Below are 26,740 nucleotides of genomic sequence, written 5' to 3' on the forward strand. Positions count from 1 at the left end.
ATTATGAAAAAGAGTTTGCTATATATACTAAGTTCATTGTTATTGGTGGTAGCCGGAGGATGTTCGGATGACTTGAATTTGTCTCCGATCTCAAATAAGAATATCGAAGGATTTTATAAGACACAAAGTCAGTTCGAACAGGCGATTATCGGTTGTTATCATGGTTTACGGAATGCTAATCTGAAAAGCAATTTTTCTTATCAGTTGACCGAATGCCGCAGTGATAATGCCTGGCAACAGGTGGATTATGATGACGGTATGATTTCCCGGTTTACAGAGAATGCTGCGACTCCGGTGCTCAATACAGCTTGGGCAGATTTGTATAATACGGTTATGCGTTGTAATTATATTCTGACCCGTATCGAAGATGCTACTTTTGACGACGAAGGCGTAAGGAAACAGATAGAAGGAGAGGCCCGTTTTGTCAGGGCTTTGATCTACTTTGATTTAGTGCGTTATTTCAGAGGCGTTCCTATTGTTGATAAACCGTTGACAATCAGTGAGGCCTATTCTGTGACACGGGCAACGGAAGAGGAAGTGTATGATTTTATTATCAGTGATCTGAAAGCGGCTATCGGTTTGTTACCGGATGTGAAGCCAAAAGAACTGCCTAACAGGGCGACCGTTCTGGCGGCCAAAGGTTTTTTAGGTAAAGTCTATGTGTTCCAGTCCGGTTATCCGCTGAATAAAAACAGTTGGGAGTCGGCAAAGGGCGAGCTGGAGGCTGTTGTCAATGGTATAGGTCAGGCCGGATTCTTTTCTAAATATGAGGATATTTTTTTATATGAGAATGAAAACAAAGATCAAGCGGTGTTCTCTTTAGGTTGCCAGACGAATGCGCAGGGAGAAGGGAATCCTTATCCGAGTCGTAATGCGCCTAATGGTATCAAGCCGGGAGATACGGAACTTACCGTGCCGTTTGGAGGAAGCCCGTGGCAGCTCTTCTTTGATGATGAGATTCTGGACGATATATTTTCCGAGGAAGGGGATGAGCGGAGAGTTTATTCTATACAGACGGAATGGGAGGAAAAATCGGGTAGCATCATTACTAATAAGCCGTTTGTAAGAAAGTATCAAAACGGACCGATCAGTGCGGCGAGCGATTGGGATATCGACTGGATCATGCTGCGTTATACGGATGTTTATATGTTGTATGCAGAGGCTCTTTATCATACAAATAATCAGGCCGGAGCGTTGGATATAATAAATAAGGTGCGTATTCGGGCTGGTTTGACGGCATTGACCTCTGCTGCCATATCTTCGGTAGATAGTTTTACGGATGTGTTGTTGAAAGAACGGCGGCGTGAGTTCTGTTTTGAAAATCAGCGGTGGGGAGATCTGGTCAGGACAGACAGGGCTTTCGATGTTATGAAAAAGTTCTTGTCCCGTTATGGTATAGCTGATAATCTGAAAAGTAAGGAACAGTATTTCTATCCTATACCGGAAAGAGAAACCAATGTTTCCGGTATCAAGTAATAGCCTGAAATAAAAAACACCCGAAAAACATTCCATTATCAATGGTGAGTTTTCCGGGTGTTCTATTTAATCGTTATTACTTATGCTATTGTAATTTCCGGGTCCAGATATACGTCCTGAATGGTGTGTAGCAGTTCGACGCCATCCTTCATGGAGCGTTGGAATGCTTTACGTCCGCTGATCAGGCCCATACCGCCGGCACGTTTATTGATGACGGCTGTAGTAACGGCATCCTTCAGGTCGGAAGCTCCGTGTGATTCGCCGCCGGAGTTGATCAGTCCGACACGTCCCATATAACCGTTTGCAACCTGGTAGCGGCAAAGGTCGATCGGATGTTCGGTAGCCAGTTCGGTGTACATCTTTTTGTCCACTTTGCCGAAGTTGATGGCAGTAAAACCTCCGTTGTTTGTCGGCAATTTCTGTTTTACGATATCGGCTTTTATAGTAACGCCCAGATGGTTTGCCTGTCCGGTAAGGTCGGCAGCCGCATGATAATCGACACCCTCTTTCTTGAAATCATTGTTTCTTAAATAACACCAGAGGACAGTTGCCATACCCAACTCATGGGCATATTCGAATGCATCTGCTATTTCAACCAATTGGTCACGGCTTTCGGCAGAACCGAAATAGATCGTAGCACCAACGGCGGCGGCACCCATATTCCAAGCCTCTTTGACCGTGCCGAACATCACCTGATTGTAACTGTTCGGATAAGTAAGCAATTCGTTATGATTGAGCTTTACGAGGAACGGGATTTTGTGTGCATATTTACGTGCCACTACTCCTAAGTTTCCGAATGTGGAAGCTACTGCATTGCAGCCACCTTCGATAGCCAGCTTCACGATATTTTCTGGGTCGAAGTAGATGGGGTTGGGGGCAAATGAAGCACCTGCCGTATGTTCTATATCCTGATCTACCGGAAGAATGGACAAATAGCCGGTATTGGCCAAGCGTCCGCTTCCCAGCATCCTCTGTAAATTATTTAATGTCTGAATATTTCTGTCGGTATTGATCCAGATATCATCCACTGTTGAAGGAGATGGAATATGTATCAGCGATTTGTCAATCGTTTTGCAGGTATGACCAAGTAAATACTCCGCTTTGTCGCCTAACAGGCTTTTAATCTTTGATGTATCCATAATATATGTAAGTTTTATAATCTAACACTTCCCGTTTGAAATAAGTTCCATAGTTTTTATCAATTAACAGATAGAATATATCTATCGGCGATCATTTGCCTTTTAGATTTGTTTGGTTAATTTTGTCGCAGCAAATAACAATGATTATATATACTAATAGTTTTACAACCAATAAAATTTTACAAAGATGAAAAAGAAATGGATCTGCACAGTATGTGGTTATGTTCATGAAGGTGATGAAGCTCCTGAATTCTGTCCGCAATGTAAACAACCGAAAAGCAAGTTCAAAGAACTGGTAGAAACAACAGGTGCTTTGCAGTTTGTTGACGAACATGTATTAGGCGTAGCTAAAGGTGTTGACCCTGTTATCCCTGAAGGGCTGAACGCTCACTTTATGGGTGAATGTACTGAGGTTGGTATGTATCTGGCTATGAGTCGTCAGGCTGATCGTGAAGGTTATCCGGAAGTAGCAGAAGCATTCAAGCGTTACGCATGGGAAGAAGCAGAACATGCAGCTAAGTTCGCAGAATTGCTGGGTGACGTTGTTTGGGATACAAAAACGAACCTGAAAAAACGTATGGAAGCTGAAGCTGGTGCATGCGAAGACAAAAAACGTATTGCAACGTTAGCTAAACAGCAGAACCTGGATGCTATCCACGATACTGTACATGAAATGTGTAAGGACGAAGCTCGCCATGGTAAAGGCTTCGAAGGTTTATATAATCGTTATTTCAAATAATAACGTATAATTCGTTAACACGATAAGAGGGGAGTACCGGGAGGCTACTCCCTTTTTGCATTATAGTATCTGTCTTTTTAGGTCAGTAGTGTTATGCCCTTTGACACTATAAGGCTAGTATTCATAGTACTATAGTGTCGCACCAGTCAGCACAGTAGTATTCTTATTGAAAAAAAGAGCTTCCGGAGGATAACGGTATGAAATTTTTCATACATTTGTCACACAAACGACCGGGAAAGCTGCCAGAGTGGTCGAATGGGCCGCACTCGAAATGCGGTGTACGGGTAACTGTACCGGGGGTTCGAATCCCTCGCTTTCCGCTCTTAAATTAGTCTGAGAAAAAAGACGCTTGGGCGTACAGTATCCAATGAAAACACTTTTAAAGACTTCGTGAAGCATACAAAATGAAATTTTAGCATATCAGTAGAAGGATACGCTAAATGAAGAGACCTTTTCAGTGCTCTCGAAGAATCACATAGTTTTCTATTTACACAATCTGATGGAGAATCTCCCTTTAAGCAACTCAATGGGTATAGTTTAACTGCTCGGTGATTTATTTTTTAATAAATAGCAATTTATTTAGGTGGCTTTGTTAAATCATTGATTGTTTAAACTATTTACTTTGTTGAGAAATCCTAGAAAATGAATTAGTATTATATATTTGTATTCTAAAATACACAAGTATGAAAGTTTATATTTTGTTTATCCTATTTTTCATTTTGAACGTATCATGTTCAAAAAAAGATGATAGTAATGATGAAATTTTAAAAATTACACCGGAATATCTACTGCAAGCTTTACAAAAAGGATTATCCATACGGGATATTAAAGAAATGTCTGGTTCCTATAAAATAGTATTCAGTGATAATAGTGAGGTTGATTTTGTATTAAGTAAGGGTCTCTTTTATACAAAGATAGAAAAGAGCTATTGGTGTATAAATGGAAAAAATACAAATATAAAGGCGAGCAATACAAATGCAGAATTACGGTCTATAGATGTAGACACTAAAGGAAATTGGATAATAAATGAGGGAAGGACAAACATAGCGGTAAATATGCCGCTGGATGCTCCGGATGCTCCTGCAATTAAAAATATAGTACAGTCACCCAATTTCTTCTATTTTTATTTTACCGATAAAACATTGCTTAGATTTGTTAATCAGAAAAATGGTAATCTGACTAACCATGATAAGCAACCACTCCCGGTACATCCTAAATCTTTAAAAATATTATGTATAGGAAATAGCTTTACGGAGGATGCAACAAATATATTACCTAATATCATTCAATCGGCAGGTATAAATAATATTTGTATTGGACGCCTACTCATTGGTGGTGGATATCTGAAACAATATTATAATAACTACATGAATAATTCTTCCGAAGGATACTATCAGATAACTGATGATCATTTGAAATGGAAAACAATATCGGAAAAATCCACATTGAAACAAGCTTTACAGTATGCAGATTGGGATATCATAACCTTTCAACAAGTATCTAATGAGGCTGGAAGATTTCAAACGTATCAACCTTATCTTTCCAATTTGATTGATATAGCAAAAAAAGAATGTAAAAACTCTACGCCGGTTTTTGTTTGGCAAATGTCTTGGGCATATGGAACCGGATGTACAGAGGAAATTTTTGGCAAGTATGGATATAATCAAATGAAGATGTACTACGATATCATCAATGCGACTAAAATAATGATGGGTCAATCCGATATAGATATTGTAGTACCGATTGGTACCGCGATTCAGAATTTAAGGAATACTCCTCTTGATAATCCCCCGTTAGATATTACCCGTGATTTTCGCCATCTGGATCAAGGAGTAGGAATATATACTGCCTCCTGTACATTCTTTCAGGCATTAATAGCTCCCGTTTACGATATTCAGATTTTTGATACTCCATTTTTGAGACTACATGGAAGTATTTCTGTTACTGAAAATAATTTTAGAATCTGTCAACAAGCTGCTGTAGATGCTTGCAATATGCCTTTTCATGTAACAGAGTAAAGTTGAATATCATTCAAATCGCTGTAGAGGTGAACTTACACAGTGTTTAAGGCAGTTGGAATAATGAACTGAAGCAATTTAAGCTAAAGGTAAACGAACTGGAAAATGCATTGAAAGTTCCTGGAGACATCAATTTCGCTGTCGGTGATAAGTTTATTCTTACCGGTGATACCGCAGGTTTATATTGATAATGCCCTATCAACTGGCAGAAGAAGCTCAGGCATGGCTCGATGAGCACTGCGAAAAGCGTATTCAGTTAAGAGGAAAATACGATGAAGTTTTGTTCTGATAAATGAACCTGTTTATTGGCATTGGTCAGATGGTAGGAGTGGATTCTGACCAGTAGAAGATTGACCGGAAAATTCGTGTAACCTTGATAATGTTTTTGCAAGCAAAAGCCGATGGGGATACTTTATCAATGGATACCCATCGGCTTTCTGTAAGAGATATATCCTTCAGCAGACATTTATTTTTTTAATGCTTCCAGCAATTTATCTACCGCGTCGGGAATAGTCTTTTCACTTTTCAGCAATTGAATAAATTTACTGCCGATGATGGCACCGGAAGAGTTGGAGGATGCTGCATCGAAAGTTGCTTTGTTGGAGATGCCGAAACCAACTAAACGGGGATTCTGCAGGTTCATTGCGTTGATACGGCGGAAGTATGCTTGCTTCTGATCGTCGAAACTCTGTTGTGCTCCGGTAGTGGCGGCACTCGATACCATATAAATAAAGCCGGAAGTATGTTCGTCGATCAGGCGGATACGGTCTTCGGAAGTTTCCGGAGTGATCAGCATGATCAGTTTCAGGTCGTAGCGATCGGCTGTTTCTTTGTAGTCGGACATATAATCGGCGAATGGGAGGTCGGGGATGATCACACCGTCTATACCAACTTCCACACACTTCTTGCAGAATGCCTCGAAGCCGAATTGCATAATAGGATTGAGGTATCCCATCAATACCAGCGGCATTTGAACTTCTTTCCGTATATCCTTCAATTGGTCGAACAGGCGGTGGAGTGACATGCCGTTGTGCAACGCCTGGGTTGCAGCTTCCTGGATCACAGGACCATCAGCCATCGGGTCGGAGAAGGGGATACCCACTTCAACCATATTAATACCTTTTGCTTCCAACTCTTTCAGAATGGTTACCGTATCGTTCAACTGCGGATAACCGGCTGTAAAATAAACGGACAGGATGCCGTTCTTTTTTGTTTCGAATAAGTTTGTAATACGATTCATATCCTTATCTTTTTATTATTTCTTTATCTTATCTATAAACGTTTTTATCTTTTCTGCATCCTTCATGCCCGGTTCGGTCTCAAACCCACTGTTCAGGTCGATGCCTGCCAGTTGGGGATGCCGGAAATTCCTGACGGCATCTACACTGTCAGGAGCGATACCACCGCTGAGCAGGAAGGGTGTGTTTCCTTTGTAGGAAGCGAGTACCGACCAGTCGAATTGTTTACCGGAACCACCATAACTGTTGCATTTGGTATCGAACAGGAAATAGTCGGCACGTCCTTCATATTCGGTCGTGGAAGTCAGGTCATCGGCCGAAGCGATAGAGAATGCTTTGATGATTGCATAGCCCCGCTTTTGCAGTGCGTAACATGTGTCAGGTGATTCATTACCATGCAACTGTAAATAGTCGAGCTTATACAGATTGGCTGTTTCCATCATGTATTCGGGAGTCGCATTGACGAAGACACCGACTCTTTTAAGTTGACGGTTGACAGTTGACAGTTGACAGATGACAGTTGACAGATGACAGTTGGAGGGGCTGTCAGTTTTCTTTAAACTGTCCACTGTCCACTGTCTACTGTCAATTGAGCGAGCAGAGCGAGCGTAAAAGATGAATCCCATCCAATCGATCCCTGTCCCTGCTACCTGCCGGATATTTTCCGGATCCCTCATGCCACAGACTTTGATCAGCATGGCAGACCTCCGATAAAGGCAGCCAGGGTTTCTCCCGGTTGCTCGGTTTTCATAAATGTTTCGCCGATCAGGAAGCCTCGGAAACCGGCTTCACGTAATTGAGAGACTGTCTCTGTCGATGAAATACCACTTTCTGAGACCAGAAGAGGAGCAAGGTCCTTTTCTTTGACTATCTCCTGCATTTTCTCTGCCAGGCGGAAAGAGTTCGCTACATCGGTGTGGAAGGTTCCGAGGTTACGGTTATTCACCCCCAGCATGTCGATATGCGGATTCAGATAATCCAACTCTGCTTCGCTGTGGATTTCCAGCAGGGTCTCCAGTTGCAGTGTGTGTGCCAGTTCTGCCAGCTCCAGACATTGGTCCGGTGTGAGGCAGGCGGCGATCAGCAGAACGGCATCGGCCCCCATGACGCGGGCTTGATAAAGCTGGTATTCATCGATGATAAAATCTTTCCGTAACAGTGGGATATCGACCAGTTTACGTGCCGCGCACAGGTCGCCCAGCGAACCGCCGAAGAACTGCGGGTCGGTGAGGATAGAACAGGCCGATGCCCCGGCTTCCTTATAGGCAGGGATTACCTCTGCAACGGCTGCATCAGGATGTAACCAACCCTTTGACGGACTTTTGCGTTTGAACTCGGCGATGATACCGGATGAGGAAGCCGCCAGTGACGCACGCATCGAGTAGGTGGTACGTTCCAGACGCTCACCGCCCAATGCCAGCAGAGTTTGAAGACGGACGGCTTGTTTCTGGCGGTCTACTTCAATACGTTTGTTGGCTATGATATCTTGTAATATATCTTTCATAGTTAATTGTTTAATGAAATAAACTTCTTTAATGTTGCTAGAGCCTTACCGCTTTCCAACGATTCGCGGGCTTCGTCGATACAGGTTTCTATCTTCTTTTCAGGGCAGATTACCTGGATGGCAAAAGCGGAATTAGCGATCACGCAATTCTTTTGTGCCGGGGTTGCCGTGTTGTGCATTACACTATCGAAAATGCGGGCGGCATCTTCGACAGTCTGGCCTCCGTCGAGGTCCGCTTCCGTACAACGGGTGAAGCCCAGCATTTCCGGTGTATAAAGCTTTTCTTTCTCCGGCATAGCAACCTTAAACTCTGTCGTCAGCGATATTTCATCGAACCCGTCCAGGCTGTGAACGACTGCAAAGCGTGTTCCGCTTTCCTGATAAGTATAGCTGTACAGGCGGAGTAACGGCAGGTTATATACACCTAGCAGCTGATAAGCAGGCATTACCGGATTTACCAGCGGACCGAGCATATTGAAGAAACTACGTACTCCCAGGCTTTTACGTACCGGAGCTACAGCCTTTAATGCCGGGTTGAACAGCGGAGCATGCAGATAAGCGATATGGCAGGCGTCCATGCTCTGACGCAGTTTGTCGATATCGTTTGTGAACTTCACGCCATGTTGTTCCATGACGTTACTTGCCCCACTGACGGAAGTTGCTCCGTAGTTACCATGTTTTACCACATTGTAACCCGCTCCCGCAACAACAAAGCAGGAGGCTGTACTTATATTGAACGTGTTTTTACCGTCGCCGCCTGTCCCGACAATGTCGATAGGCTTGTAATCCGACAGATCGACCGGAACCCGCATTTCGAGCAGCGCTTCGCGGAATCCGCTCAATTCCTCTACGGCGATGTTACGCATCAGATAGACGGTGATCAGGCTGGCAATCTGTGAATCGTTATATTGTCCGGCCGCCATATTTTGAAGTATCTGCCGTGCTTCATCCCGTCCCAGATACTGATGTTCGAATAATCTGTATAATATATCTTTCATAACTCTTCTTCTTTTATAAATTATCTCTAGAGGTGTTGTTTGTTTCACCTTAATGAAACAACTGTTTCTACAGTATGAAACAAGTGTTTCTTCATAGTGAAACAATTTGTTCTAGCATAGAAAATGGGGGAAATACTTTATCCGTTGATTCCGTTTATTATGTGTTCAACCAATTTTCTATGATAGTTTTTCCTTTGGGAGTCAGTACGGATTCCGGATGGAACTGAATACCCCTTACGTCGTAAGTACGGTGGCGTAAAGCCATGATCTGTTTCTCTTCCATATCCTCGGCTGTTATTTCCAGGCAATCAGGAAAATTCTCGCGTGATACGACCCAGGAGTGATAACGTCCGGCACGAAATCCGGGTTCCAGTCCGGCGAACAGCGGTTCTTTAGCTATTACTTTTATATCGGAACAAACACCGTGGTGTACGTCTGTCAGATTGATCAGGGTTGCTCCGAAAGCTTCGCCGATGGCTTGTTCACCCAGGCAAACACCCAGGATGCTTTTTGTCGGGGCATATCTGCGGATCAGAGGAAGCAGGATACCCGCCTCTTCGGGAATGCCGGGACCGGGTGAAAGGAGTATCTTGTCGAAACGGTCCACTTCTTCCAGTGATATTTTATCATTGCGGTGTACTTCAACATCTGCACCTAGTTCCTTCAGAATGTGTAATAAATTATAAGTGAAGGAATCGTAATTATCGAATAATAATATCTTGCTCATAATGTTTGTTGGTTAGGGCGGTTCGCGAACCGCCCGTACGGGGGATTCTAATTTTTAATTCTCAATTCTTCAGTTTTTCTGCCAGGTCGATTGCCTTTTTCAAAGCGCCCAGCTTGTTGTTCACTTCCTGCAGTTCCCGTTCGTCGTTGCTTTTGGCTACGATACCGGCACCTGCCTGGTAATATAATACGTTGCCGCGGCTTACGAATGTACGGATGGTGATCGCCTGATTGAGATCGCCGTTCAGGCCGATAAATCCGATACAACCGCCGTAGGCTCCCCGGTTGTGTTTCTCGATATCCGTGATCAGTTGCATGGCACGCACTTTCGGGGCGCCGCTGAGGGTTCCTGCCGGAAAGGTGTCGATATATGTTTTCACCGGATTGCTGTCGATGTTTATTTCACCGCTGACACGGGAAACTAAATGGATCACATGACTGTAGTATTGTACTTCTTTATAGAAATCGACCTGTACGTTGTGAGCATTACGGCTCAGGTCGTTGCGGGCGAGGTCTACCAGCATCACATGTTCGGCATTCTCTTTCGGATCTGCAAGCAGTGCTTCGGTACGCTGTTTATCCAGGGCTACATTTCCGGTACGGAAGGCTGTTCCGGCGATCGGGTCGATACTGGCATGACTGTCCGTCACTTTGCAATGCGTTTCAGGAGAGGAACCGAAGATACGGAAGCCGCCGAAGTCGAAATAGAACAGGTAAGGCGAAGGATTGATACTTCTCAATGCACGATATACTTTGAAATCATCCCCTTTGAACGGTTGTTCGAAACGACGGCTGAGTACGATCTGGAAGACATCGCCGCGCAGACAATGTTTGATCCCTTCGCGAACCGATGCTCTGTATTCTTCGTCGGTGATGGGAGACGTCTCCGGTCCGGAAGTCTGGAAGTTATAGGAGGCATAGTTACGATTTTCGATCAGTGTCTCTATTTCCTGCAGGTTGCTTTGTTCGTTTTCCTGCAGCAGTTCGACCAGTGTCAGTTCGTTTTTGAAATGGTTGAATACAAGGATGTATTTATATAAAATGTATAGCATATCGGGAGCATCGTTCTCTTCGTGGTGAGCTTCCATCACCGGGATATTTTCAAAGTAACGGACTGCGTCGAATGCCGTGTAACCGAATAATCCGCAAACTTTTTTATCCGCCCCTTCAATGCTGTAACGGCTAAGGAAGGCATTCATCGCATCTGCCACATTGTAATTTTCGGTAAGAGGGGTAACCTCCCGGCTTCCGTCGGGGAAAACCGCTGTACTCTCACCGTTGTTGATACCGATACTGGCTAGCGGACAGAGAGCAATGAAAGAAAGGCTGTTCTCATTTCCGTGAAAGTCGGAACTTTCCAGTAATGCCGACTCCGGGTAGATATCCCGTACTTTCAGATAAATACTTACGGGAGTATGCAGGTCGCCCAGGACCTGTTTGCTTATAGTTTTGAAATGATAGTTTTTCATCGGTTACTTTCTGTTTTTGTATTCAATATACGTATCCATATCCTTATCTCCACGTCCGGAAACGGTCAATACCACTACGTCTTCCGGTTTGAAGTTCACCTTACTGAGTGCTCCCAGCGCATGCGCACTTTCCAATGCAGGAATGATCCCTTCCAGCCGTGTCAGCTCGAAAGCCGCTTCCAATGCTTCATCGTCGTCGACTGCCAGGATAGAAGCCCGGTGAGTAACGGAAAGATTCGCATGGATCGGACCGATGCCCGGATAATCCAGTCCGGCGGAGATCGAATAAGGTTCTTCTATCTGTCCGTCTTCGTTTTGCATCACCAGGGTCCGTGCCCCGTGGATAATACCTTTCTTTCCCAATTGGATGGTAGCGGCACTCTGACCCGAACAAATCCCTTTTCCTCCGGCTTCCGCCAGTACGAGCTTCACTCGTTCGTCATCGACAAAATGGTAAATGGTCCCGGCAGCATTACTGCCTCCCCCTACACAAGCGATCAGATAATCCGGATGATCCCGTCCTTCTTTTTCCTGTAATTGTTTTTTTATCTCTTCGCTGATAACGGATTGCAGACGTGCAACCATATCGGGATAAGGATGAGGGCCTACGGTAGACCCGATGATATAATACGTATCGGAAGGATGACAACACCAGTCGCGGATCGCTTCGTTCGTCGCGTCTTTCAGGGTCATATTGCCGGAAGTGACCGGAACGACCGTTGCACCGAGCATCTCCATCTTCTGTACATTGGCATGCTGGCGTTCCACGTCCGTTTTACCCATATAGACAATACACTCCATGTTCATCAGGGCGCAGACGGTAGCAGTTGCTACTCCATGCTGTCCGGCACCTGTTTCTGCGATGATACGTGTTTTACCCATGCGGCGTGCCAGCAAGATCTGCCCGATCGTGTTATTGATCTTATGGGCACCCGTATGATTCAGGTCTTCCCGTTTCAGATAGATCTTGCAGCCGTACTTTTCGCTTAACCGTTTGGCCAGGTAAAGGGGAGAGGGGCGGCCTACATAATCGCGGAGTAACAGATTGAACTCCTGTTTGAAACTCTCACTTTCCAGTACTTCCAGATATGTGTTCTGTAACTTTTCGACACACTGGTGAAGTATCTCGGGGATATACGCTCCGCCGAACTCTCCATAATAACCGTTTTTGTCAACTTGATACGTTTTCATCTTTTTGCTATGTTGTTTTAATTGTATTTCGTAAATGCATTAAAAGAAAAAAGGCCTGTCGCAAGTGCGACAGACCTTTCTATGATATCTTGATTTAGTATATACACAGGACTGCGTTCCTTACGACCGTTTGAGGAGTAAAGAGCGCCACCACCAAAATGTATTTACTATAAATGTTCTCATTGCTTTTTTTGTTATTACGGCAGCAAATATAGATATTCTCTGACAAACTGCAAATGATTCGCTACTTTTTTTTGAAAAAATCTACATATGGTAATTCTTCTTATCTTTGCAGAATGAAACAGACTGAAGAGTTCCGGAAATTTGTAAAAGAGCATGCAGGGGATGATCTGACTCGTCTCTTGTTGAGTGCTTCCCGCTATCCCTCGATCGATGTTCCTTTTGCGGCAGACCAGATTGCTGCCCGCCGCCAGATCAGGGAGAAGTTACCTTCATGGTATGCCAACGATGCCTTGTTGTTTCCTTCGAAGATATCCGCCGAACAGTGTTCGTCCGAGCAGACGGCTTTGTATAAACAACGGCTGGTTGCAGAAAGCGATACCTTATGCGATCTGACCGGCGGTTTGGGAATCGACAGTTATTATTTCTCCCGAAAAGCCCGCCAGATCACCTATATAGAACGTTTCCCCGCCTACTGTGATGCGGCGCGCAATAATTTTTCCGCCCTTGGGGTTGATAATATCACTGTTGTGGAAGGCGACAGTTCGGAATTGGCTTCCCGTTTACCCCGGGTCGATGCCTTTTATATCGATCCGGCCCGTCGCGGTGAAGGCAATAAGCGTGTTTATGCTTTGCAGGACTGCGAACCGGATTTACCGGCACTTTTACCCGAACTCTTCCGGCATGCTCCCAAAGTAATAGCGAAGTTATCCCCCATGGCCGATATTCAGCAAACCCTCGAATTGCTGCCTGGGACGACAGAAGTACATGTCCTGTCCGTAAAGAATGAATGTAAGGAACTTTTATTTGTTATGGAATGCGAGACTGCTGTTACGTTACCGGTTATCCATTGTATTAATTATGATAGCAGTGGGAGGGAAGAGGCTTTTGCTTTTACATTACAGGATGAACGTTCCGAGATTTTACAGTTGGCGGATCGGATCGGTCGTTTCTTTTACGAACCCAATGCTTCTTTACTGAAAGCCGGAGCTTTTAAGAGTGTGGCTGTCCGTTTTGGATTGGCGAAACTGCATGTAAGCAGCCATCTCTACACCTCGGATACCGTGGTCGAAGACTTTCCCGGCAGATGCTTCGTTGTCGAGGAGGTCTATCCTTTTTCCGGAAAACTATGTAAAAGTTTATCCAAAGACATCCCTCAGGCGAATATGACTGTCCGCAATTTTCCGTTGTCCGTCGAAGAATTACGCAAACGAACAAAGATAACGGATGGGGGAAATGTGTATCTTTTTGCTACGACACTAGCCGATAGCAGCAAAATTTTGGTTAAATGTAGCAAGTTGTAGTATCATAAATCTTTTCATTTCTTTTATCTCCGGATTTTATCCCTATATTTGCGAGGTTAAATCAAATACATGAAATGATACAGAAAGATTCTTACACTTCTGCGCAGCTGACCGCGATGGTTGTCCTGCGATTATTCATTGGCTGGCATTTTGCCTACGAAGGACTGGTGAAGATCCTGAATCCTAAATGGACATCGCTTCCTTACCTCCTGGATTCCAAAGGTTTTATGTCTGACTTTTTTGCTGGATTGGCTAGTGATCCGGCTATGATGAACATGGTTAATGCGCTGAACGAATGGGCGCTGCTGTTAATCGGTCTCGGACTGATAACAGGTGCTTTCAGCAAACTCTCTTCTATCGGAGCAATGATATTGCTTGCGTTTTATTACCTTTCCCACCCTTCTTTTATCGGTGCACAATATATGATGCCGTTTGAAGGTTCATATCTGTGGATAGACAAGAATCTGGTCGAGATGGCTGCGCTGGCAGTATTGTTGGCTTTCCCCACCTCTCATATTATCGGGCTGGACCGTTACCTGAAAAGAGCGATCCCCTTATTGTCTAAACTCAAATTAATGTAATATCATGGCAACAGAGAACAATAATAATACTCCGAAAGATAATAAAGGGCCTGAATCGGAAGGCCGCCGTAATGCCCTGAAAACATTGGCAACCATCCCTGTGCTGGGAGCGTTGGGTTATGGCGTCTACAGGAAACAGAAACACGATAAGGAAGCGAAGAGCCTGGGTAGCGCTTTCCGTTTCGATCAGGAACATCGTATGATTCCCGCCCAGCCGGATGGGAAAAAGATACGTATCGGGATGATCGGTTTCGGTATCCGCGGTAAACAGTTGATGCGTGCGGCAGGTTTTGCCGAACCTTCCTGGATCGACGGATTGATCGAAGGGGCTAAAAATGATAGTAAAGATAAACGTTACGAGCAGTTCCTGGAGCAGGACGACCTGAATATCGAAGTGACCGGCGTATGCGATATCTTCGATGTGTACGGCGAAGCGGCTGCACTGACGGCTTCTAATATTCACAGGGAAGGTTCGAACGGCAAGTTCGGTAAACGTCCGACACGTTACAGAACCTATAAAGAACTGTTGGCGGCAGACGATATCGATGCCGTGATCATTGCTACTCCCGACCATTGGCACAGTACGATGGCGATGGAAGCTGCCAAAGCCGGTAAACATGTCTATGTAGAGAAACCGCTTTCATGGACGGTTCCCGAAACGTATGCGGTTCGTCAGGTGGTGAAGGAGACCGGTATCGTGTTCCAGTTAGGTCATCAGGGACGACAGACCGACAGTTATATCCGTGCCAAGGAGATCATCGACAAGGGGCTGATCGGTAAAGTTTCGTTGATCGAGGTTTGTACCAACCGTAACGATCCGAACGGAGCCTGGGTTTATCCGCTGATAGAAGGTGCTTCTCCCGATACGATCGACTGGAAACAGTTCGAGGGACCGGAAGAACGTATCAAGGAATATACCGACTATATGACATCGAACAACCTGCAGCGGTATATCGGTCCTGATCCCCGCGACAAGTTCAGCCTGGAACGTTTCTTCCGCTGGCGTTGCTGGTGGGATTACAGTACGGGACTGAGCGGTGACTTGCTGACACACGAATATGATGCGATCAACCAGATATTCGGTGTAGGTATTCCTCATTCGGCAACCTCTTCCGGTGGTGTCTACTTCTTCAAGGACGGACGTACCGTGCCGGATGTATTGCAGACCACCTTTGAATTTCCTGACCGCGATATGACGATGTTGTATAGTGCCACGTTGGCAAGCAACCGTCCGCGTGGAAAAGTGATCATGGGACACGATGCCCAGATGGAATTGTCCAATACGATCACTTTGAAAGCCGATCCTGCTTCTGAGATTTATAAAGACAAGATCGACAAGGGGATCATCAAACCGAACGAACCGTTCTATACCTATATACCGGGACAAAATTCGGTGGATGCCATTACGTCGCCTACGGAGTTGTACTTCGCTCAACGCGGTCTGCTTTATACATATGTAAGCGGTAAGCGTTATGACACGACTCACCTCCATATCCGCGAATGGCTGGAATGTATCCGCCAGGGAAAACAACCCAGCTGTAACATCGATGCTGCATTCCAGGAAGCCATGACCGCCCACATGGGTACACATGCTTATCTGGAAGGACGTACGATGTATTGGGATAAGGAAAAAGAAGAGATCGTGAAAGGGTAATCTGATAAAAACAGATAAAAGAGAAAGGGCAGCGTCTTCATATGACGCTGCCCTTTTTATTTTTTTATAGACGACCGGAAGTTATCTTTAACGGATCAGTGTCCTGCGTAAATTACGCAAAGATTTTTGTATTGTTTTGGAGAGGATGATCATCGTTACGGCGATGATAATAAGCAGAATACCCATAGCTAGATTGAATGTGAACGGCTCGCCGAACACCAGCACGCCGACGAAAACGGCAGTGACAGGCTCCATTGCCCCCAGTACGGCAGTGAGTGTCCCGCCGATATTATGGACGGCGAGTACGAGTGTGATATTGGAGATGACGGTCGGGACAACGGCCAGCAATATCAGGTTGACTACCGACACGGCGTCGGGGATGGGCTGGATGCCTTCGTTGGTACTTGCTTTAACGGCAAACAGGAGGGTGCTGACAATGAATACATAGAACGTCAGTTTCCTCCCTGTCATATTGTGTACTCTCGATTTATTGACCGTAGTGATATAGAGGGCGTAACCGACAGCCGACAGCAGTACGATAAAGACCCCCAATGCGCTCAGTTTCATTTCCCCCTCGTTGATAGACAGGCGTGCGACCCCGCAGATCGCCAGGCAGATCGCCAGCAGTGTGACCCACGATGTCTTTTCGCGGAAAAACACCAGCATGACAAGGGTGACGAAAATCGGATAGGTGAAATGTAATGTAGTGGCTATCCCTGCCGACATGAAATTATATCCCCAGAAAAGGAACATGGCGGATGCCGTGTAAAAGAAGCCGAGCAGGATCAGTACGGGAATATCTCTTTTATCGATGCGCATGGATTCTTTTTTCACTGCCATGATACCGATAAGGGCTATCGACGCAAAAAGAAAACGATAGAACAGGATCGAATCGAACTGCATCCCTTTCGCCATAAGCGGCAGAGTAAATAATGGTATCAAACCGAATGTAGCCGAAGTGGCAATGCCGTATGCGAATCCTTTCAAATTATTGTTCATCTTTTTACCTTTTGCTAAAACGGCTGCAAATATACAAAAAAAGAAGGTGTGTCAAAACAAATAAACCGGACGCAGATGTCGCGTTAATCTGCGCTCGTCTGCGTCCGGTAAATATCGTCTTTTTGACTTATCCTCTCTTAAATATTATTTCAGATGATTAAATCAATAGTCCTGCGGCAACCTCTTCGGCTACGGCTTCTCCTTTGAGGGCTGTAACGATAGCCAGGGCAAAATCCATGACCAGTCCCGGGCCTTTGCCGGTGATGACGTTGTCGGAAACTTCCACGATCTCGCCGGTCGCATTGGCGCCGATCAGCTTCGGTTCAAATCCGGGGTAGCAGGTAGCGTTACGACCTTTCAACAGGCCCAGTCCGCCCAGTACCATTGGAGCTGCACAGATGGCGGCTATGGTACGGCCTTCACGGTATTGCTGCAATAAGGCTTCTTTTACCGGTTCCGAGTCGTTCAGGTTGGATGCTCCGGGCATGCCACCGGGCAGTACAAGCGCATCGGCTCCGGCCAGGTCTACTTTTCCCAGCGTCGTATCGGCAGTAACCGGAACATTGTGTGCCCCTGTTACAACAGGATTGTCAGTGATGGAAACAGTTGTTACTTCGATACCTCCGCGGCGCAGGATATCGACTGTGCCCAGGGCTTCCATTTCTTCGAAGCCGTTGGCTAAAAATACAATTGCTTTCTTCATATTATCTCCTTTTTTTAGTTGACAGTTGATAGTTGACAAGTGACAGTTAATAGTGACAAAACTGTCAACTGTCACTTGTCAACTGTCATCTTATTTAAGTTTATATACGTAGGTGATCGTACCGCTCTGGTTGTTCGCTCCGCTGATGCTGTTGAACTTCGCACGTTTGGCGGCATCCAGGGCACTCTTACGCATGGAAGCGTTGTCGATGTTGGTACCTCTTCCTATTTCTGCAAATATCACATTCCCTTTCGGGTCTACCGTAATGTTGATCACGATCTTTCCTTCTTCCTGGATCGTGTAAGCGGGGCGGGGCAAGCCTCCGGCTCCGATAGAACGACCGTTCAGGTTGAATGAACCGTAACCTCCTACGCCTTCGTTAGCTCCGTGGTCGGAGTTGCCGAACGGACTTCCCTGGTTGCCTGCACCGCTTTCTGCATCGCCCTGGCTGTTCCCTTCAGCGCCGCCGATGCCGAATGCTCCGGCTACACGGTTGCTGATGGCCTGCTCTTTCTTGCGACGTTCTTCTTCCAGGCGTTTCTTTTCGGCCTCTTCCCGTTTGCGGCGATCTTCTTCCTCTTTCCGTTTACGCTCTTCTTCTTTCTTGCGTTGCTCTTCTTTCTTCTTAGCGTCTGCTATGGCAACACTTTCTTCGATGTCCTGCGTGATCACTTCCTCTTTCGGTGTTTCTACCGGCGGAGTGGGTGGAGGTGGAGGAGTGGTCGTCTCCTGGGGCAGTTCCTGTCCGGTATATTTCGGTTCGAAGGTACCGGCGGCGGAGTTTACATTCCCGAAGTTGACAAGGACACCCCCATCTTCTTCCGGAATTTCCGTACGTAGTACCGTGAACAACAGGATCAGGAAGATCGCCAGGTGGAATGCGACCGAACCGGTTATACTGTATATGTCATCTTTGTTGAATTTCATACTTTATTCAGTTGACAGTTGACAAGTGACAGTTGACAGTTGGCGGCTCAGTTATTTATTTACCTGTCAACTGTCAACTATCAACTGTCAACTATTTTTGTGCTCTGGTGGCAAGCACCATCTTGAATTTATTTTCGTTCGCTATGTTCAGGATCTTTACGATTTCTTTATAAGGAACTGTCTCGTCTGCATAAAGGGCGACGAACATTTCGGGCTCTTTTGCGTAACTGTCTTGCAGGAACGGGGTGATCTCGTCGAACGTGACCTGCGTTTCCCGCTGGTTACCGAATGCTACGTAGTAATTCAGGTTGGCATCGATGGTAACCCGCGTGAGCGGTTTGGCTGCCGTCTGCTTCTTCGCCTGCGGCAATGTTACCTTGATGGCATTCGGAATGACTACCGTAGAGGTGACCATAAAGAAGATCAACAGCAGGAATATGACGTCGGTCATGGATGCCATGCTGAAGGCTTCGTTTACTTTTGTTCTTCGTTTTAGTGCCATATTTATTCAATTGACAGTTGATAGTTGACAGTTGACAGGTAAATTGATGACAAAAAACTGTCACCTGTCAATTGTCATCTGTCAACTAGTTTGCTGGTTCGTTCAATAAATCCATAAATTCCATGGTGCGGGCTTCCATCTTGTTCACCACGTTGTCGACCTGAGAAACCAGGTAGTTGTAAGCGAACAGGGTGATGATACCGACTACCAGACCACCGACGGTTGTTACAAGTGCTTCATAAATACCTCCTGACAGTAAGGAAACGTCTACATTCGTTCCGGCATTCGCCATATCGAAGAAGGCGCGTACCATACCGGTTACCGTTCCGAGGAAACCCAACATAGGAGCTCCGGCAGCTGTCGTAGCGATCAGCGGGAAGCCTTTTTCGAGTTTCGCAATTTCTAGGTTACCCACGTTTTCGATAGCAACGAGTACATCGTTCATCGGGCGGCCCAGGCGGGTGATACCCTTTTCGATCATACGGGCGGAAGGGGTATTGGTGCTGCGGCACAGGTTCAGTGCCGAATCGACTTTCCCTTCGTGGATATAGTCTTTGATACGGTTCATGAAATTCTGATCTTCTTTACCCGCACGGCGGATAACTAATAAACGCTGGATAAAGATGTAACCTGCCATTAAGGATAACAGCAATAGTACAATCATGATCCACCCTCCTTTGAACGCAAGGTCTATTACATTGATCTCTGCTTCAGTGGGGACTGTTACTGCCGTCAGATCCGGCATCTGCTCTGCTGTCTGTGCCCCTACTGCTTGTAGGGAAAGTAAAATGCTCATAGATTTGTATACTTATTCGTTAATATTAGTTCGTTATTATTGTTGCAAGCATGCTTTGTATAATGAAATGGTTTCCTGTAATCCGTGATACAACGCATCGCAGATCAGGGCATGGCCGATGGATACTTCTTCCAGCCAGGGTATGTTCTGACTGAACCAGGCCAGGTTTTCCAGGCTCAGGTCATGGCCTGCATTGACTCCCATTCCCAGATTCTTTGCCAGTTGTGCGGCAGCAACGAAAGGAGCGACGGCTTCTTCCTTGTTCACCGGGTAATTGGTTGCATAAGGCTCTGTATACAGCTCGATGCGGTCGGTACCTGTTTTTGCCGCCAGTTCGATGTTGGCCAGGTCGGTCCCTACGAAGATAGAGGTGCGGATTCCCTGTGCGGTGAACGTATCGACCAGTTCACTCAGCAGGTCGAAGTTTGCCTTTACATCCCAGCCGGCATTGGAGGTGACGGCATCGGGTGCATCCGGAACCAGTGTTACTTGTGTTGGCCTCACCTTTAATACCAGGTCTATAAAATTGTTACAGGGATACCCTTCAATGTTAAATTCTGTCCTGATAAGAGGTTTCAACGCGTACACGTCACTGTATTTGATATGTCGTTCGTCCGGACGTGGATGGACCGTAATTCCTTGTGCACCGAAATTTTCGCAATCCTGAGCTACTTTTAAAATGTCAGGCATGTTACCTCCGCGTGCGTTACGGATGGTTGCAACCTTGTTAATGTTTACACTTAAATTTGTCATCGTATATCGTTATATCTTTTTTCTTTCATTACATTTGCACAAAAGTATCGGCAAATTTAGCAGAATTAAGGGAATTAACAGAATAATGTTGGTGAAAGATTTCATAACGAAGGAACTTCCCGTGTTAAAAAGTTTTGACACAGGGGAATACGCATTAGCATTGATGGATGATTTTAAGTTAAAACATCTGCCTTTGTTGAGCGAAGGGATATACCGTTGCCTGATCTCGGAAAAGGATCTGATGGCTATGCCTGATCTTGCGGCAACGATTGGCGAGCCGGTTCTGTTTGCTCCCAGTGTGATGGAGAATACACATATCCATGAGGCGCTTGCACTGATCGCCCGCTATCAGTTGAGCCTGCTGCCGGTGGTCAGTCCGGAGGGTGAATACCGGGGAGCGATTACGAGAGAGAAACTGATCGATATTCTTTCGGAATTGTGTAATGCCGAGACTTCAGGCAGTGTGTTTGTCCTCGAGGTGATGCCGCAGGATTATTCGCTGACGGATATTGCCCGCTTGGTCGAATCGAACAATGCACATGTATTGAATCTGCTTTCGTACACGGATAAAGATACCGGAAGGTTGCATCTTATTATTAAGATCGACCTGGAGGATGCTTCGCCGGTGATCCGTAGTTTCGAGCGTTTCAATTATACCGTCCTCTATTATTTCATGGAAAAAGGGATGGTGGATGATCTGTTGCAACAGCGGATGAACGAGTTGCTACATTATATGAACATTTAATCAGTTGACAGTTGACAAGTGACAGTTGACAGTTTATTAGAAGAACAATATAAAACTGTCAACTGTCAACTGTCAACTGTCAACTGTCAACTTAAAAGACTGTTTTATGAAGGTAGGTATTTTTGGCAGCGAGTATCAGGTTGAGAAACAAAGCCAGATAAAACGGCTGTTTGAAAAGCTGATATCGCAGGAGGCGGAGATCTATGTGGATGTCCGTTTTTATAATTTTCTGGCTGATGGTCTGAATTATGAACCTCCCGTTGCAGGATTGCTGACGGACGATCATTTTGATCTCGATGTTGCCCTGAGTGTAGGTGGCGACGGTACGTTCCTGCGGACGGCTGCCCGTGTGAACCGTCAGGATATTCCTATCCTGGGTATTAATACCGGACGGTTGGGGTTTCTTGCCGATGTGGGAGGAAATGACATCGAGGATACACTGGACGAATTGTTCAAGAACTATTATAAGATAGAAGAGCGCACCTTGTTGCGGCTTCATACGGAAGGGCGGGTGTTTCGCGGTTATAATTATGCCCTGAATGAGATTGCGATTTTGAAGCGCGATACCTCTTCGATGATCACGATCCATACTTCTCTGAATGATGAATACCTGGCTTCTTATCAGGCCGACGGTCTGCTGATCGCAACGCCGACTGGCTCGACGGCATATTCCATGAGTGTGAACGGCCCGATCATCATTCCTCAAAGCAAGAATCTGGTATTGAGTCCGGTCGCGCCTCATTCTCTGAATGTGCGCCCACTGATCATTCCGGATAATTATACGATCACGCTAGGGGTGGAAAGCCGGAACAAATCTTTTCTGATCTCCTTGGACGGCCGTTCGGAAATCTTTCCGGCAGGCATTCAGTTGACGATAACGAAAGCTGATTATACCACGAAAGTGATAAAAAGATATAATCATACCTTCTATCAGACACTTCGCGAGAAGCTGATGTGGGGAGCCGATGCACGAATGAAGTAGGGATATAGGGTGTAAAACTGCTCTAAAAAGATGTTTTATAGCATGTATTTGTTAAACGTGGTTAAATAAATGAGATTTCCAAGTGAAACATTATGCTACATAACATAAAATCTCTATATTTGCATCGTGTTTTTCATGGTATTAGATTTAAGGTTAACAATGAAGATTGGCTGTCCGTGATGGATAGCCTTTTTTGCGTTTATAGGGTTCCTTGTCTTATGCTCATGTTTTATGCTTATAAAATAAACACATAGCGAAAAAGTAAATTTGGGTAAAACGTAGCGAATTAGCTGATACAGCGTTCGTTACGCTTTGTTTTTCTATGGGACAGAGCCAACGAAATACCACCTCGAAGCCAAACAGCGCAGAAGTTCAGTTACCACCTCATTACCCCCGTAACGGGTGTGAATTTCTTGCTAAATGGTTCTGTTTCTGCGATTTGCGTAATTTTGCATAGCAGTCGGTAACTCACTAATAACTAATTTTGTAACCAAAAAAAGGAGTGAGTTATGCGTAGTACATTCAAGGTATTATTTTACGTGAAGAAAGGCAGCGAGAAGCCGAACGGCAACCTGCCTTTAATGTGCCGTATCACGGTGGACGGCGAGATTAAACAGTTCAGTTGCAAGATGGACGTTCCCCCACGGCTGTGGGACGTGAAGAACAACCGTGCTTCGGGCAAGAGCGTCGAAGCGCAGAGAATCAACCTTGCGGTAGATAAAATCCGTGTGGAAGTAAACCGCCGCTATCAAGAGTTAATGCAGACGGACGGTTATGTTACCGCCGCCAAACTCAAAGACGCCTATCTCGGTATCGGCGTCAAGCAGGAAACTTTGCTGAAGCTGTTCGAGCAGCACAACGCCGAGTTCGAGAAGAAAGTCGGGCACAGCAGGGCGCAGGGTACATTTACCCGTTATCGGACGGTCTGCAACCATATTCGGGAGTTCCTGCCCCATACCTACAAGCGTGAGGATATTCCATTAAAGGAACTCAACCTCACGTTCATCAACGACTTCGAGTATTTTCTGCGCACGGAGAAGAAATGCCGCACCAATACCGTGTGGGGCTACATGATTGTGTTGAAACACATCGTTTCCATAGCGAGGAACGACGGGCGTTTGCCCTTTAATCCCTTTGCGGGATATATCAACTCTCCCGAAAGCGTGGACAGGGGCTACCTCACCCAAACGGAGATACAGACGCTCATGAACGCACCGATGAAGAACGCCACCCACGAGCTTGTACGGGACTTGTTCGTCTTTTCTGTTTTCACGGGTTTGGCGTATTCGGACGTGAAGAACCTCACCGCCGACCGCCTGCAAACATTCTTCGACGGCAACCTGTGGATAATCACCCGAAGAAAGAAGACCAACACCGAATCGAACATCCGCCTTTTGGACGTTCCCAAGCGTATCATCGAGAAGTACAAGGGGCTGGCAAGGGACGGTCATGTTTTCCCCGTTCCGAACAACGGCAGTTGTAACAAGATACTCAAAGATATAGGCAGACAATGCGGCTTCAAGGTACGCTTGACCTACCATGTCGCACGCCACACGAACGCCACGACCGTACTTCTGTCGCACGGCGTACCCATCGAAACGGTGAGCCGCCTTTTGGGGCACACGAACATAAAGACCACCCAAATTTACGCCAAAATCACCGCCCAGAAGATAAGCCAAGACATGGAAACCTTGTCGCACAAGTTGGAAGATATGGAGAAGAATATCTGCCGAGCCATCTAATTAAGAACAGAATACCGATGAAAGAAGAAAGGAACATTATCACGATGGACGGGCAGGGCAATATCTCCCTGCCGAGCGATATAGGCGCAACCGCCATGACCGAGCGGGAAATCTGCGAACTGTTCGGGGTTATCGCCCCGACGGTTAGGGCAGGGATAAAGGCACTCTGCAAAAGCGGAGTTTTATCTATATATGACATAAAGCACATTATCCGCCTATCGGACAAATACAGCGCGGAGGTTTACAACCTCGAAACGATAGCCGCCCTCGCTTTCCGTGTCGAATCGTTCGGGGCGGCGAAAGTCCGCAGGGCATTATTAGAGAGGATTATACACGGGCGAAAAGAGAAAACGACGGTATTCGTGTCGGTTGTTTCGGACGGCAAGCCCAACAGCCGTTGGAAAGCATGATGATATACCAACATACCAACATGCAAACGTACCAGCATACCAGCATGCAAACATGCAAACCTATCACTATGGTGATATATATTGCAGGGTCTATTTCTCTTTTCAGAGGAAAGCGGAGCAATCGTTTTCGTTTACAAAGGCAAAGCAAGCACGGGGCTTTACGTCGGCTAAAAGGTCAGGCGGCTGCGCCGTTTCCCAATAAATCTTCCTCTCGCTTCGCTGCGAGCGTATTTATCGGGAAAACCTTGTATCCGACCGCCCCGTGCAAAAGAGCCTTTGAAAACGGAAACGACCGCCCCGCCACCCACCGACCGAAAGGAAAAAAATAAGGTGGGGTTACGGGCAAGCAGGCGGCAGGGACAGCCATAGCCGAAAGGCAGACGGGCAGGCAGACGGCACGCCGCAGGGTATTTACGGAGAAAATACCGTAGCTTATTAGGGAATTTTCCGAGCCGCAATACTACGTATCGCTGAAAATTCCCCAATAAGGCAAGGGGTAAGCCCCTCTGCACACCCCATCGGGGACGGCATTTGCCGCCCCGAAGATACGAAAAATCATTGTTTCACAAGTCAAGGAAGAAAGGAAAAATATATGGGTTTCGTAGTTTTACACATGGAAAAGGCGCACGGCAGCGACAGCGGAACGACCGCACATATCGAGCGTTTCATCATACCGAAGAACGCCGACCCCACACGCACGCACCTAAACCGCAGGCTTATCGAATACCCCGACGGGATAAAAGACCGTTCGGCGGCTATACAGCAGAGATTAGAAGAAGCGGGGCTGACACGCAAAATCGGAAGCAACCAAGTACGGGCAATCCGCATCAACGTATCGGGAACGCACGAGGACATGAAGCGGATAGAGGAAGAGGGGCGTTTGGACGAGTGGTGCGCCGACAATCTGAAATACTTCGCCGACACGTTCGGAAAGGAGAACATCGTGGCGGCTCACCTGCACAGGGACGAGGAAACGCCGCACATACACGTTACACTCGTCCCCATCGTCAAGGGAGAGCGCAAGCGCAGGAAAAGGGAGGAACAGACGAAGAAGCGATACCGCAAGAAGCCGACCGACACCGTGAGGCTGTGCGCAGACGATATTATGACACGGCTGAAATTGAAGTCCTACCAAGATACCTATGCCGTGGCGATGGCGAAATACGGGCTGCAAAGGGGCATAGACGGCTCGAAAGCTCGCCACAAGTCCACGCAGCAGTATTATCGGGATATACAGAAACTCTCCGACGACCTCAAAGCGGAAGTGGTGGATTTGCAGCAGCAGAAAGAAACGGCACAGGAGGAACTAAGACGGGCGAAAAAAGAAATACAGACCGAGAAGCTGAAAGGGGCGGCAACCACCGCAGCCGCCAACATCGCCGAGAGCGTCGGTTCTCTTTTCGGCAGTAACAAGGTCAAGACGCTGGAAAGGGAGAACACCGCCCTGCATAAGGAGGTAGCCGACCACGAGGAAACCATCGAAGCCCTGCAAGATAGGATACAGACCATGCAGGCAGACCACAGCAGGGAGATACGGGAAATGCAGCAAAAGCACGGCAGGGAGATAGCCGACAAGGACACAAGGCACAAGCAGGAAATATCGTTTCTGAAAACGGTAATCGCAAGGGCGGCAGCATGGTTTCCCTATTTCCGTGAAATGCTCCGTATCGAAAACCTCTGCCGCCTTGTCGGGTTCGATGAAAGGCAGACCGCAACGCTCGTCAAGGGAAAGCCGTTGGAGTATGCAGGGGAACTCTACTCGGAGGAACACGGACGGAAATTCACGACCGAAAGGGCAGGTTTCCAAGTGCTGAAAGACCCCACGGACGGGACTAAATTGGTTCTTGCCATCGACCGAAAGCCCATTGCCGAGTGGTTCAAGGAACAGTTCGAGAAGTTAAGGCAGAACATACGCCGACCTATACAACCGCAAAGGAAAGGCAAGGGATTCAAGCTATAAATGT

The 26,740-nt window shown here is 46.3% G+C and carries 26 protein-coding genes and 1 tRNA gene; 12 read left to right on the top strand and 15 right to left on the bottom strand.

Features of this window, described 5'->3' with window-relative positions:
• Positions 1-3 precede the first annotated feature (3 nt).
• On the top strand, positions 4-1,476 hold the full coding sequence (locus DWW23_RS09555; RefSeq protein WP_158583170.1) for a RagB/SusD family nutrient uptake outer membrane protein: 1,473 nt from the start codon (positions 4-6) through the stop codon (positions 1,474-1,476).
• Between the two features lie 80 nt (positions 1,477-1,556).
• Here the strand turns inward: DWW23_RS09555 and DWW23_RS09560 are convergent, their stop codons facing one another.
• A complete protein-coding gene (locus tag DWW23_RS09560; RefSeq protein WP_122353054.1) occupies positions 1,557-2,615 on the bottom strand; it encodes a class I fructose-bisphosphate aldolase in 1,059 nt (352 codons plus the stop codon).
• A gap of 187 nt (positions 2,616-2,802) precedes the next feature.
• On the opposite strand from DWW23_RS09560, the gene DWW23_RS09565 reads away from it, so the two are divergent.
• The 3 genes from DWW23_RS09565 (at position 2,803) to DWW23_RS09575 (ending at position 5,372) form a co-directional block, all read left to right on the top strand.
• Positions 2,803-3,354: an NADH peroxidase gene (locus DWW23_RS09565; protein WP_122353055.1), complete on the top strand. Its 552-nt coding sequence runs from the start codon at positions 2,803-2,805 to the stop codon at positions 3,352-3,354.
• A 233-nt stretch (positions 3,355-3,587) separates the two neighbouring features.
• A tRNA-Ser gene (locus DWW23_RS09570) sits at positions 3,588-3,674 on the top strand.
• 363 nt (positions 3,675-4,037) lie between these two features.
• On the top strand, positions 4,038-5,372 hold the full coding sequence (locus tag DWW23_RS09575) for a DUF4886 domain-containing protein (RefSeq protein WP_122353056.1): 1,335 nt from the start codon (positions 4,038-4,040) through the stop codon (positions 5,370-5,372).
• A gap of 466 nt (positions 5,373-5,838) precedes the next feature.
• Here DWW23_RS09575 and trpA read toward each other — a convergent pair whose 3' ends face one another.
• The 7 genes from trpA to trpB all read right to left on the bottom strand — a co-directional run bounded on the left by trpA (position 5,839) and on the right by trpB (position 12,498).
• Positions 5,839-6,612: a tryptophan synthase subunit alpha gene (trpA, locus tag DWW23_RS09585; RefSeq protein ID WP_122353057.1), complete on the bottom strand. Its 774-nt coding sequence runs from the start codon at positions 6,610-6,612 to the stop codon at positions 5,839-5,841.
• 15 nt (positions 6,613-6,627) lie between these two features.
• Complete coding sequence (locus DWW23_RS09590) at positions 6,628-7,308, bottom strand: phosphoribosylanthranilate isomerase (RefSeq protein ID WP_122353058.1); 681 nt, start codon at positions 7,306-7,308, stop codon at positions 6,628-6,630.
• Positions 7,302-8,114 carry an indole-3-glycerol phosphate synthase TrpC gene (gene trpC / locus DWW23_RS09595; RefSeq protein WP_122353059.1) on the bottom strand — a complete coding sequence of 271 codons (813 nt, stop codon included), beginning with the start codon at positions 8,112-8,114 and terminating at the stop codon, positions 7,302-7,304. Before trpC ends, DWW23_RS09590 begins: the two co-directional genes overlap by 7 nt.
• Positions 8,115-8,116: 2 nt before the next feature.
• Entirely contained in the window at positions 8,117-9,112 is a 996-nt protein-coding gene (gene trpD / locus DWW23_RS09600; RefSeq protein WP_122353060.1) for an anthranilate phosphoribosyltransferase, read from the bottom strand.
• A gap of 157 nt (positions 9,113-9,269) precedes the next feature.
• Complete coding sequence (locus DWW23_RS09605; RefSeq protein ID WP_122353061.1) at positions 9,270-9,839, bottom strand: aminodeoxychorismate/anthranilate synthase component II; 570 nt, start codon at positions 9,837-9,839, stop codon at positions 9,270-9,272.
• Positions 9,840-9,900: 61 nt separating this feature from the next.
• On the bottom strand, positions 9,901-11,307 hold the full coding sequence (locus DWW23_RS09610) for an anthranilate synthase component I family protein (RefSeq protein ID WP_122353062.1): 1,407 nt from the start codon (positions 11,305-11,307) through the stop codon (positions 9,901-9,903).
• A 3-nt stretch (positions 11,308-11,310) separates the two neighbouring features.
• Positions 11,311-12,498 (bottom strand): tryptophan synthase subunit beta, encoded by a 1,188-nt coding sequence (gene trpB, locus DWW23_RS09615; RefSeq protein WP_122353063.1) that lies wholly within the window; start codon positions 12,496-12,498, stop codon positions 11,311-11,313.
• A 296-nt stretch (positions 12,499-12,794) separates the two neighbouring features.
• On the opposite strand from trpB, the gene DWW23_RS09625 reads away from it, so the two are divergent.
• The 3 genes from DWW23_RS09625 to DWW23_RS09635 all read left to right on the top strand — a co-directional run bounded on the left by DWW23_RS09625 (position 12,795) and on the right by DWW23_RS09635 (position 16,217).
• Positions 12,795-13,982 (top strand): SAM-dependent methyltransferase, encoded by a 1,188-nt coding sequence (locus tag DWW23_RS09625; RefSeq protein ID WP_122353064.1) that lies wholly within the window; start codon positions 12,795-12,797, stop codon positions 13,980-13,982.
• 74 nt (positions 13,983-14,056) lie between these two features.
• The gene (locus tag DWW23_RS09630; protein WP_122353065.1) at positions 14,057-14,563 is read left to right on the top strand and encodes a DoxX family membrane protein; all 507 of its coding nucleotides are present in this window, start codon (positions 14,057-14,059) and stop codon (positions 14,561-14,563) included.
• Between the two features lie 4 nt (positions 14,564-14,567).
• On the top strand, positions 14,568-16,217 hold the full coding sequence (locus tag DWW23_RS09635) for a Gfo/Idh/MocA family protein (protein ID WP_122353066.1): 1,650 nt from the start codon (positions 14,568-14,570) through the stop codon (positions 16,215-16,217).
• A gap of 87 nt (positions 16,218-16,304) precedes the next feature.
• Here DWW23_RS09635 and DWW23_RS09640 read toward each other — a convergent pair whose 3' ends face one another.
• The 6 genes from DWW23_RS09640 to DWW23_RS09665 form a co-directional block, all read right to left on the bottom strand.
• Positions 16,305-17,216, bottom strand: a complete 912-nt coding sequence (locus tag DWW23_RS09640; RefSeq protein WP_122353067.1) for a DMT family transporter — start codon at positions 17,214-17,216, stop codon at positions 16,305-16,307.
• A gap of 157 nt (positions 17,217-17,373) precedes the next feature.
• Complete coding sequence (locus DWW23_RS09645) at positions 17,374-17,919, bottom strand: DJ-1 family glyoxalase III (RefSeq protein WP_122353068.1); 546 nt, start codon at positions 17,917-17,919, stop codon at positions 17,374-17,376.
• Between the two features lie 90 nt (positions 17,920-18,009).
• Positions 18,010-18,846 carry an energy transducer TonB gene (locus tag DWW23_RS09650; RefSeq protein WP_122353069.1) on the bottom strand — a complete coding sequence of 279 codons (837 nt, stop codon included), beginning with the start codon at positions 18,844-18,846 and terminating at the stop codon, positions 18,010-18,012.
• A 91-nt stretch (positions 18,847-18,937) separates the two neighbouring features.
• Positions 18,938-19,348 (bottom strand): biopolymer transporter ExbD, encoded by a 411-nt coding sequence (locus tag DWW23_RS09655; protein ID WP_007658774.1) that lies wholly within the window; start codon positions 19,346-19,348, stop codon positions 18,938-18,940.
• An 85-nt stretch (positions 19,349-19,433) separates the two neighbouring features.
• The gene (locus tag DWW23_RS09660; protein WP_122353070.1) at positions 19,434-20,144 is read right to left on the bottom strand and encodes a MotA/TolQ/ExbB proton channel family protein; all 711 of its coding nucleotides are present in this window, start codon (positions 20,142-20,144) and stop codon (positions 19,434-19,436) included.
• A gap of 36 nt (positions 20,145-20,180) precedes the next feature.
• Positions 20,181-20,897, bottom strand: coding sequence for a pyridoxine 5'-phosphate synthase (locus tag DWW23_RS09665; protein WP_122353071.1), 717 nt, complete (start codon positions 20,895-20,897; stop codon positions 20,181-20,183).
• Between the two features lie 85 nt (positions 20,898-20,982).
• On the opposite strand from DWW23_RS09665, the gene DWW23_RS09670 reads away from it, so the two are divergent.
• The 4 genes from DWW23_RS09670 (at position 20,983) to DWW23_RS09685 (ending at position 24,776) form a co-directional block, all read left to right on the top strand.
• Positions 20,983-21,642 (top strand): CBS domain-containing protein, encoded by a 660-nt coding sequence (locus DWW23_RS09670; protein ID WP_122353072.1) that lies wholly within the window; start codon positions 20,983-20,985, stop codon positions 21,640-21,642.
• 106 nt (positions 21,643-21,748) lie between these two features.
• Positions 21,749-22,624 (top strand): NAD kinase, encoded by an 876-nt coding sequence (locus tag DWW23_RS09675; RefSeq protein ID WP_122353073.1) that lies wholly within the window; start codon positions 21,749-21,751, stop codon positions 22,622-22,624.
• Between the two features lie 509 nt (positions 22,625-23,133).
• The gene (locus DWW23_RS09680) at positions 23,134-24,366 is read left to right on the top strand and encodes a site-specific integrase (RefSeq protein ID WP_004293706.1); all 1,233 of its coding nucleotides are present in this window, start codon (positions 23,134-23,136) and stop codon (positions 24,364-24,366) included.
• Positions 24,367-24,383: 17 nt separating this feature from the next.
• A complete protein-coding gene (locus DWW23_RS09685; protein ID WP_004293707.1) occupies positions 24,384-24,776 on the top strand; it encodes a hypothetical protein in 393 nt (130 codons plus the stop codon).
• Between the two features lie 167 nt (positions 24,777-24,943).
• Here the strand turns inward: DWW23_RS09685 and DWW23_RS26420 are convergent, their stop codons facing one another.
• A complete protein-coding gene (locus DWW23_RS26420; protein WP_155272781.1) occupies positions 24,944-25,261 on the bottom strand; it encodes a hypothetical protein in 318 nt (105 codons plus the stop codon).
• 107 nt (positions 25,262-25,368) lie between these two features.
• On the opposite strand from DWW23_RS26420, the gene mobV reads away from it, so the two are divergent.
• Positions 25,369-26,736 (top strand): MobV family relaxase, encoded by a 1,368-nt coding sequence (gene mobV, locus DWW23_RS09695; protein WP_008999098.1) that lies wholly within the window; start codon positions 25,369-25,371, stop codon positions 26,734-26,736.
• Positions 26,737-26,740 lie beyond the last annotated feature (4 nt).

The sequence above is a fragment of the Parabacteroides sp. AF14-59 genome, from assembly GCF_003479515.1.
Classification (GTDB): Bacteria; Bacteroidota; Bacteroidia; order Bacteroidales; family Tannerellaceae; genus Parabacteroides; species Parabacteroides faecis.

Bases quoted from the DNA above. Each gene is read 5' to 3' on its own strand.
- DWW23_RS09555 (WP_158583170.1), top strand. From the start codon at position 4: ATGAAAAAGAGTTTGCTATATATACTAAGTTCATTGTTATTGGTGGTA.
- DWW23_RS09560 (WP_122353054.1), bottom strand. From the start codon at position 2,615: ATGGATACATCAAAGATTAAAAGCCTGTTAGGCGACAAAGCGGAGTAT.
- DWW23_RS09565 (WP_122353055.1), top strand. From the start codon at position 2,803: ATGAAAAAGAAATGGATCTGCACAGTATGTGGTTATGTTCATGAAGGT.
- DWW23_RS09575 (WP_122353056.1), top strand. From the start codon at position 4,038: ATGAAAGTTTATATTTTGTTTATCCTATTTTTCATTTTGAACGTATCA.
- trpA (WP_122353057.1), bottom strand. From the start codon at position 6,612: ATGAATCGTATTACAAACTTATTCGAAACAAAAAAGAACGGCATCCTG.
- DWW23_RS09590 (WP_122353058.1), bottom strand. From the start codon at position 7,308: ATGCTGATCAAAGTCTGTGGCATGAGGGATCCGGAAAATATCCGGCAG.
- trpC (WP_122353059.1), bottom strand. From the start codon at position 8,114: ATGAAAGATATATTACAAGATATCATAGCCAACAAACGTATTGAAGTA.
- trpD (WP_122353060.1), bottom strand. From the start codon at position 9,112: ATGAAAGATATATTATACAGATTATTCGAACATCAGTATCTGGGACGG.
- DWW23_RS09605 (WP_122353061.1), bottom strand. From the start codon at position 9,839: ATGAGCAAGATATTATTATTCGATAATTACGATTCCTTCACTTATAAT.
- DWW23_RS09610 (WP_122353062.1), bottom strand. From the start codon at position 11,307: ATGAAAAACTATCATTTCAAAACTATAAGCAAACAGGTCCTGGGCGAC.
- trpB (WP_122353063.1), bottom strand. From the start codon at position 12,498: ATGAAAACGTATCAAGTTGACAAAAACGGTTATTATGGAGAGTTCGGC.
- DWW23_RS09625 (WP_122353064.1), top strand. From the start codon at position 12,795: ATGAAACAGACTGAAGAGTTCCGGAAATTTGTAAAAGAGCATGCAGGG.
- DWW23_RS09630 (WP_122353065.1), top strand. From the start codon at position 14,057: ATGATACAGAAAGATTCTTACACTTCTGCGCAGCTGACCGCGATGGTT.
- DWW23_RS09635 (WP_122353066.1), top strand. From the start codon at position 14,568: ATGGCAACAGAGAACAATAATAATACTCCGAAAGATAATAAAGGGCCT.
- DWW23_RS09640 (WP_122353067.1), bottom strand. From the start codon at position 17,216: ATGAACAATAATTTGAAAGGATTCGCATACGGCATTGCCACTTCGGCT.
- DWW23_RS09645 (WP_122353068.1), bottom strand. From the start codon at position 17,919: ATGAAGAAAGCAATTGTATTTTTAGCCAACGGCTTCGAAGAAATGGAA.
- DWW23_RS09650 (WP_122353069.1), bottom strand. From the start codon at position 18,846: ATGAAATTCAACAAAGATGACATATACAGTATAACCGGTTCGGTCGCA.
- DWW23_RS09655 (WP_007658774.1), bottom strand. From the start codon at position 19,348: ATGGCACTAAAACGAAGAACAAAAGTAAACGAAGCCTTCAGCATGGCA.
- DWW23_RS09660 (WP_122353070.1), bottom strand. From the start codon at position 20,144: ATGAGCATTTTACTTTCCCTACAAGCAGTAGGGGCACAGACAGCAGAG.
- DWW23_RS09665 (WP_122353071.1), bottom strand. From the start codon at position 20,897: ATGACAAATTTAAGTGTAAACATTAACAAGGTTGCAACCATCCGTAAC.
- DWW23_RS09670 (WP_122353072.1), top strand. From the start codon at position 20,983: ATGTTGGTGAAAGATTTCATAACGAAGGAACTTCCCGTGTTAAAAAGT.
- DWW23_RS09675 (WP_122353073.1), top strand. From the start codon at position 21,749: ATGAAGGTAGGTATTTTTGGCAGCGAGTATCAGGTTGAGAAACAAAGC.
- DWW23_RS09680 (WP_004293706.1), top strand. From the start codon at position 23,134: ATGCGTAGTACATTCAAGGTATTATTTTACGTGAAGAAAGGCAGCGAG.
- DWW23_RS09685 (WP_004293707.1), top strand. From the start codon at position 24,384: ATGAAAGAAGAAAGGAACATTATCACGATGGACGGGCAGGGCAATATC.
- mobV (WP_008999098.1), top strand. From the start codon at position 25,369: ATGGGTTTCGTAGTTTTACACATGGAAAAGGCGCACGGCAGCGACAGC.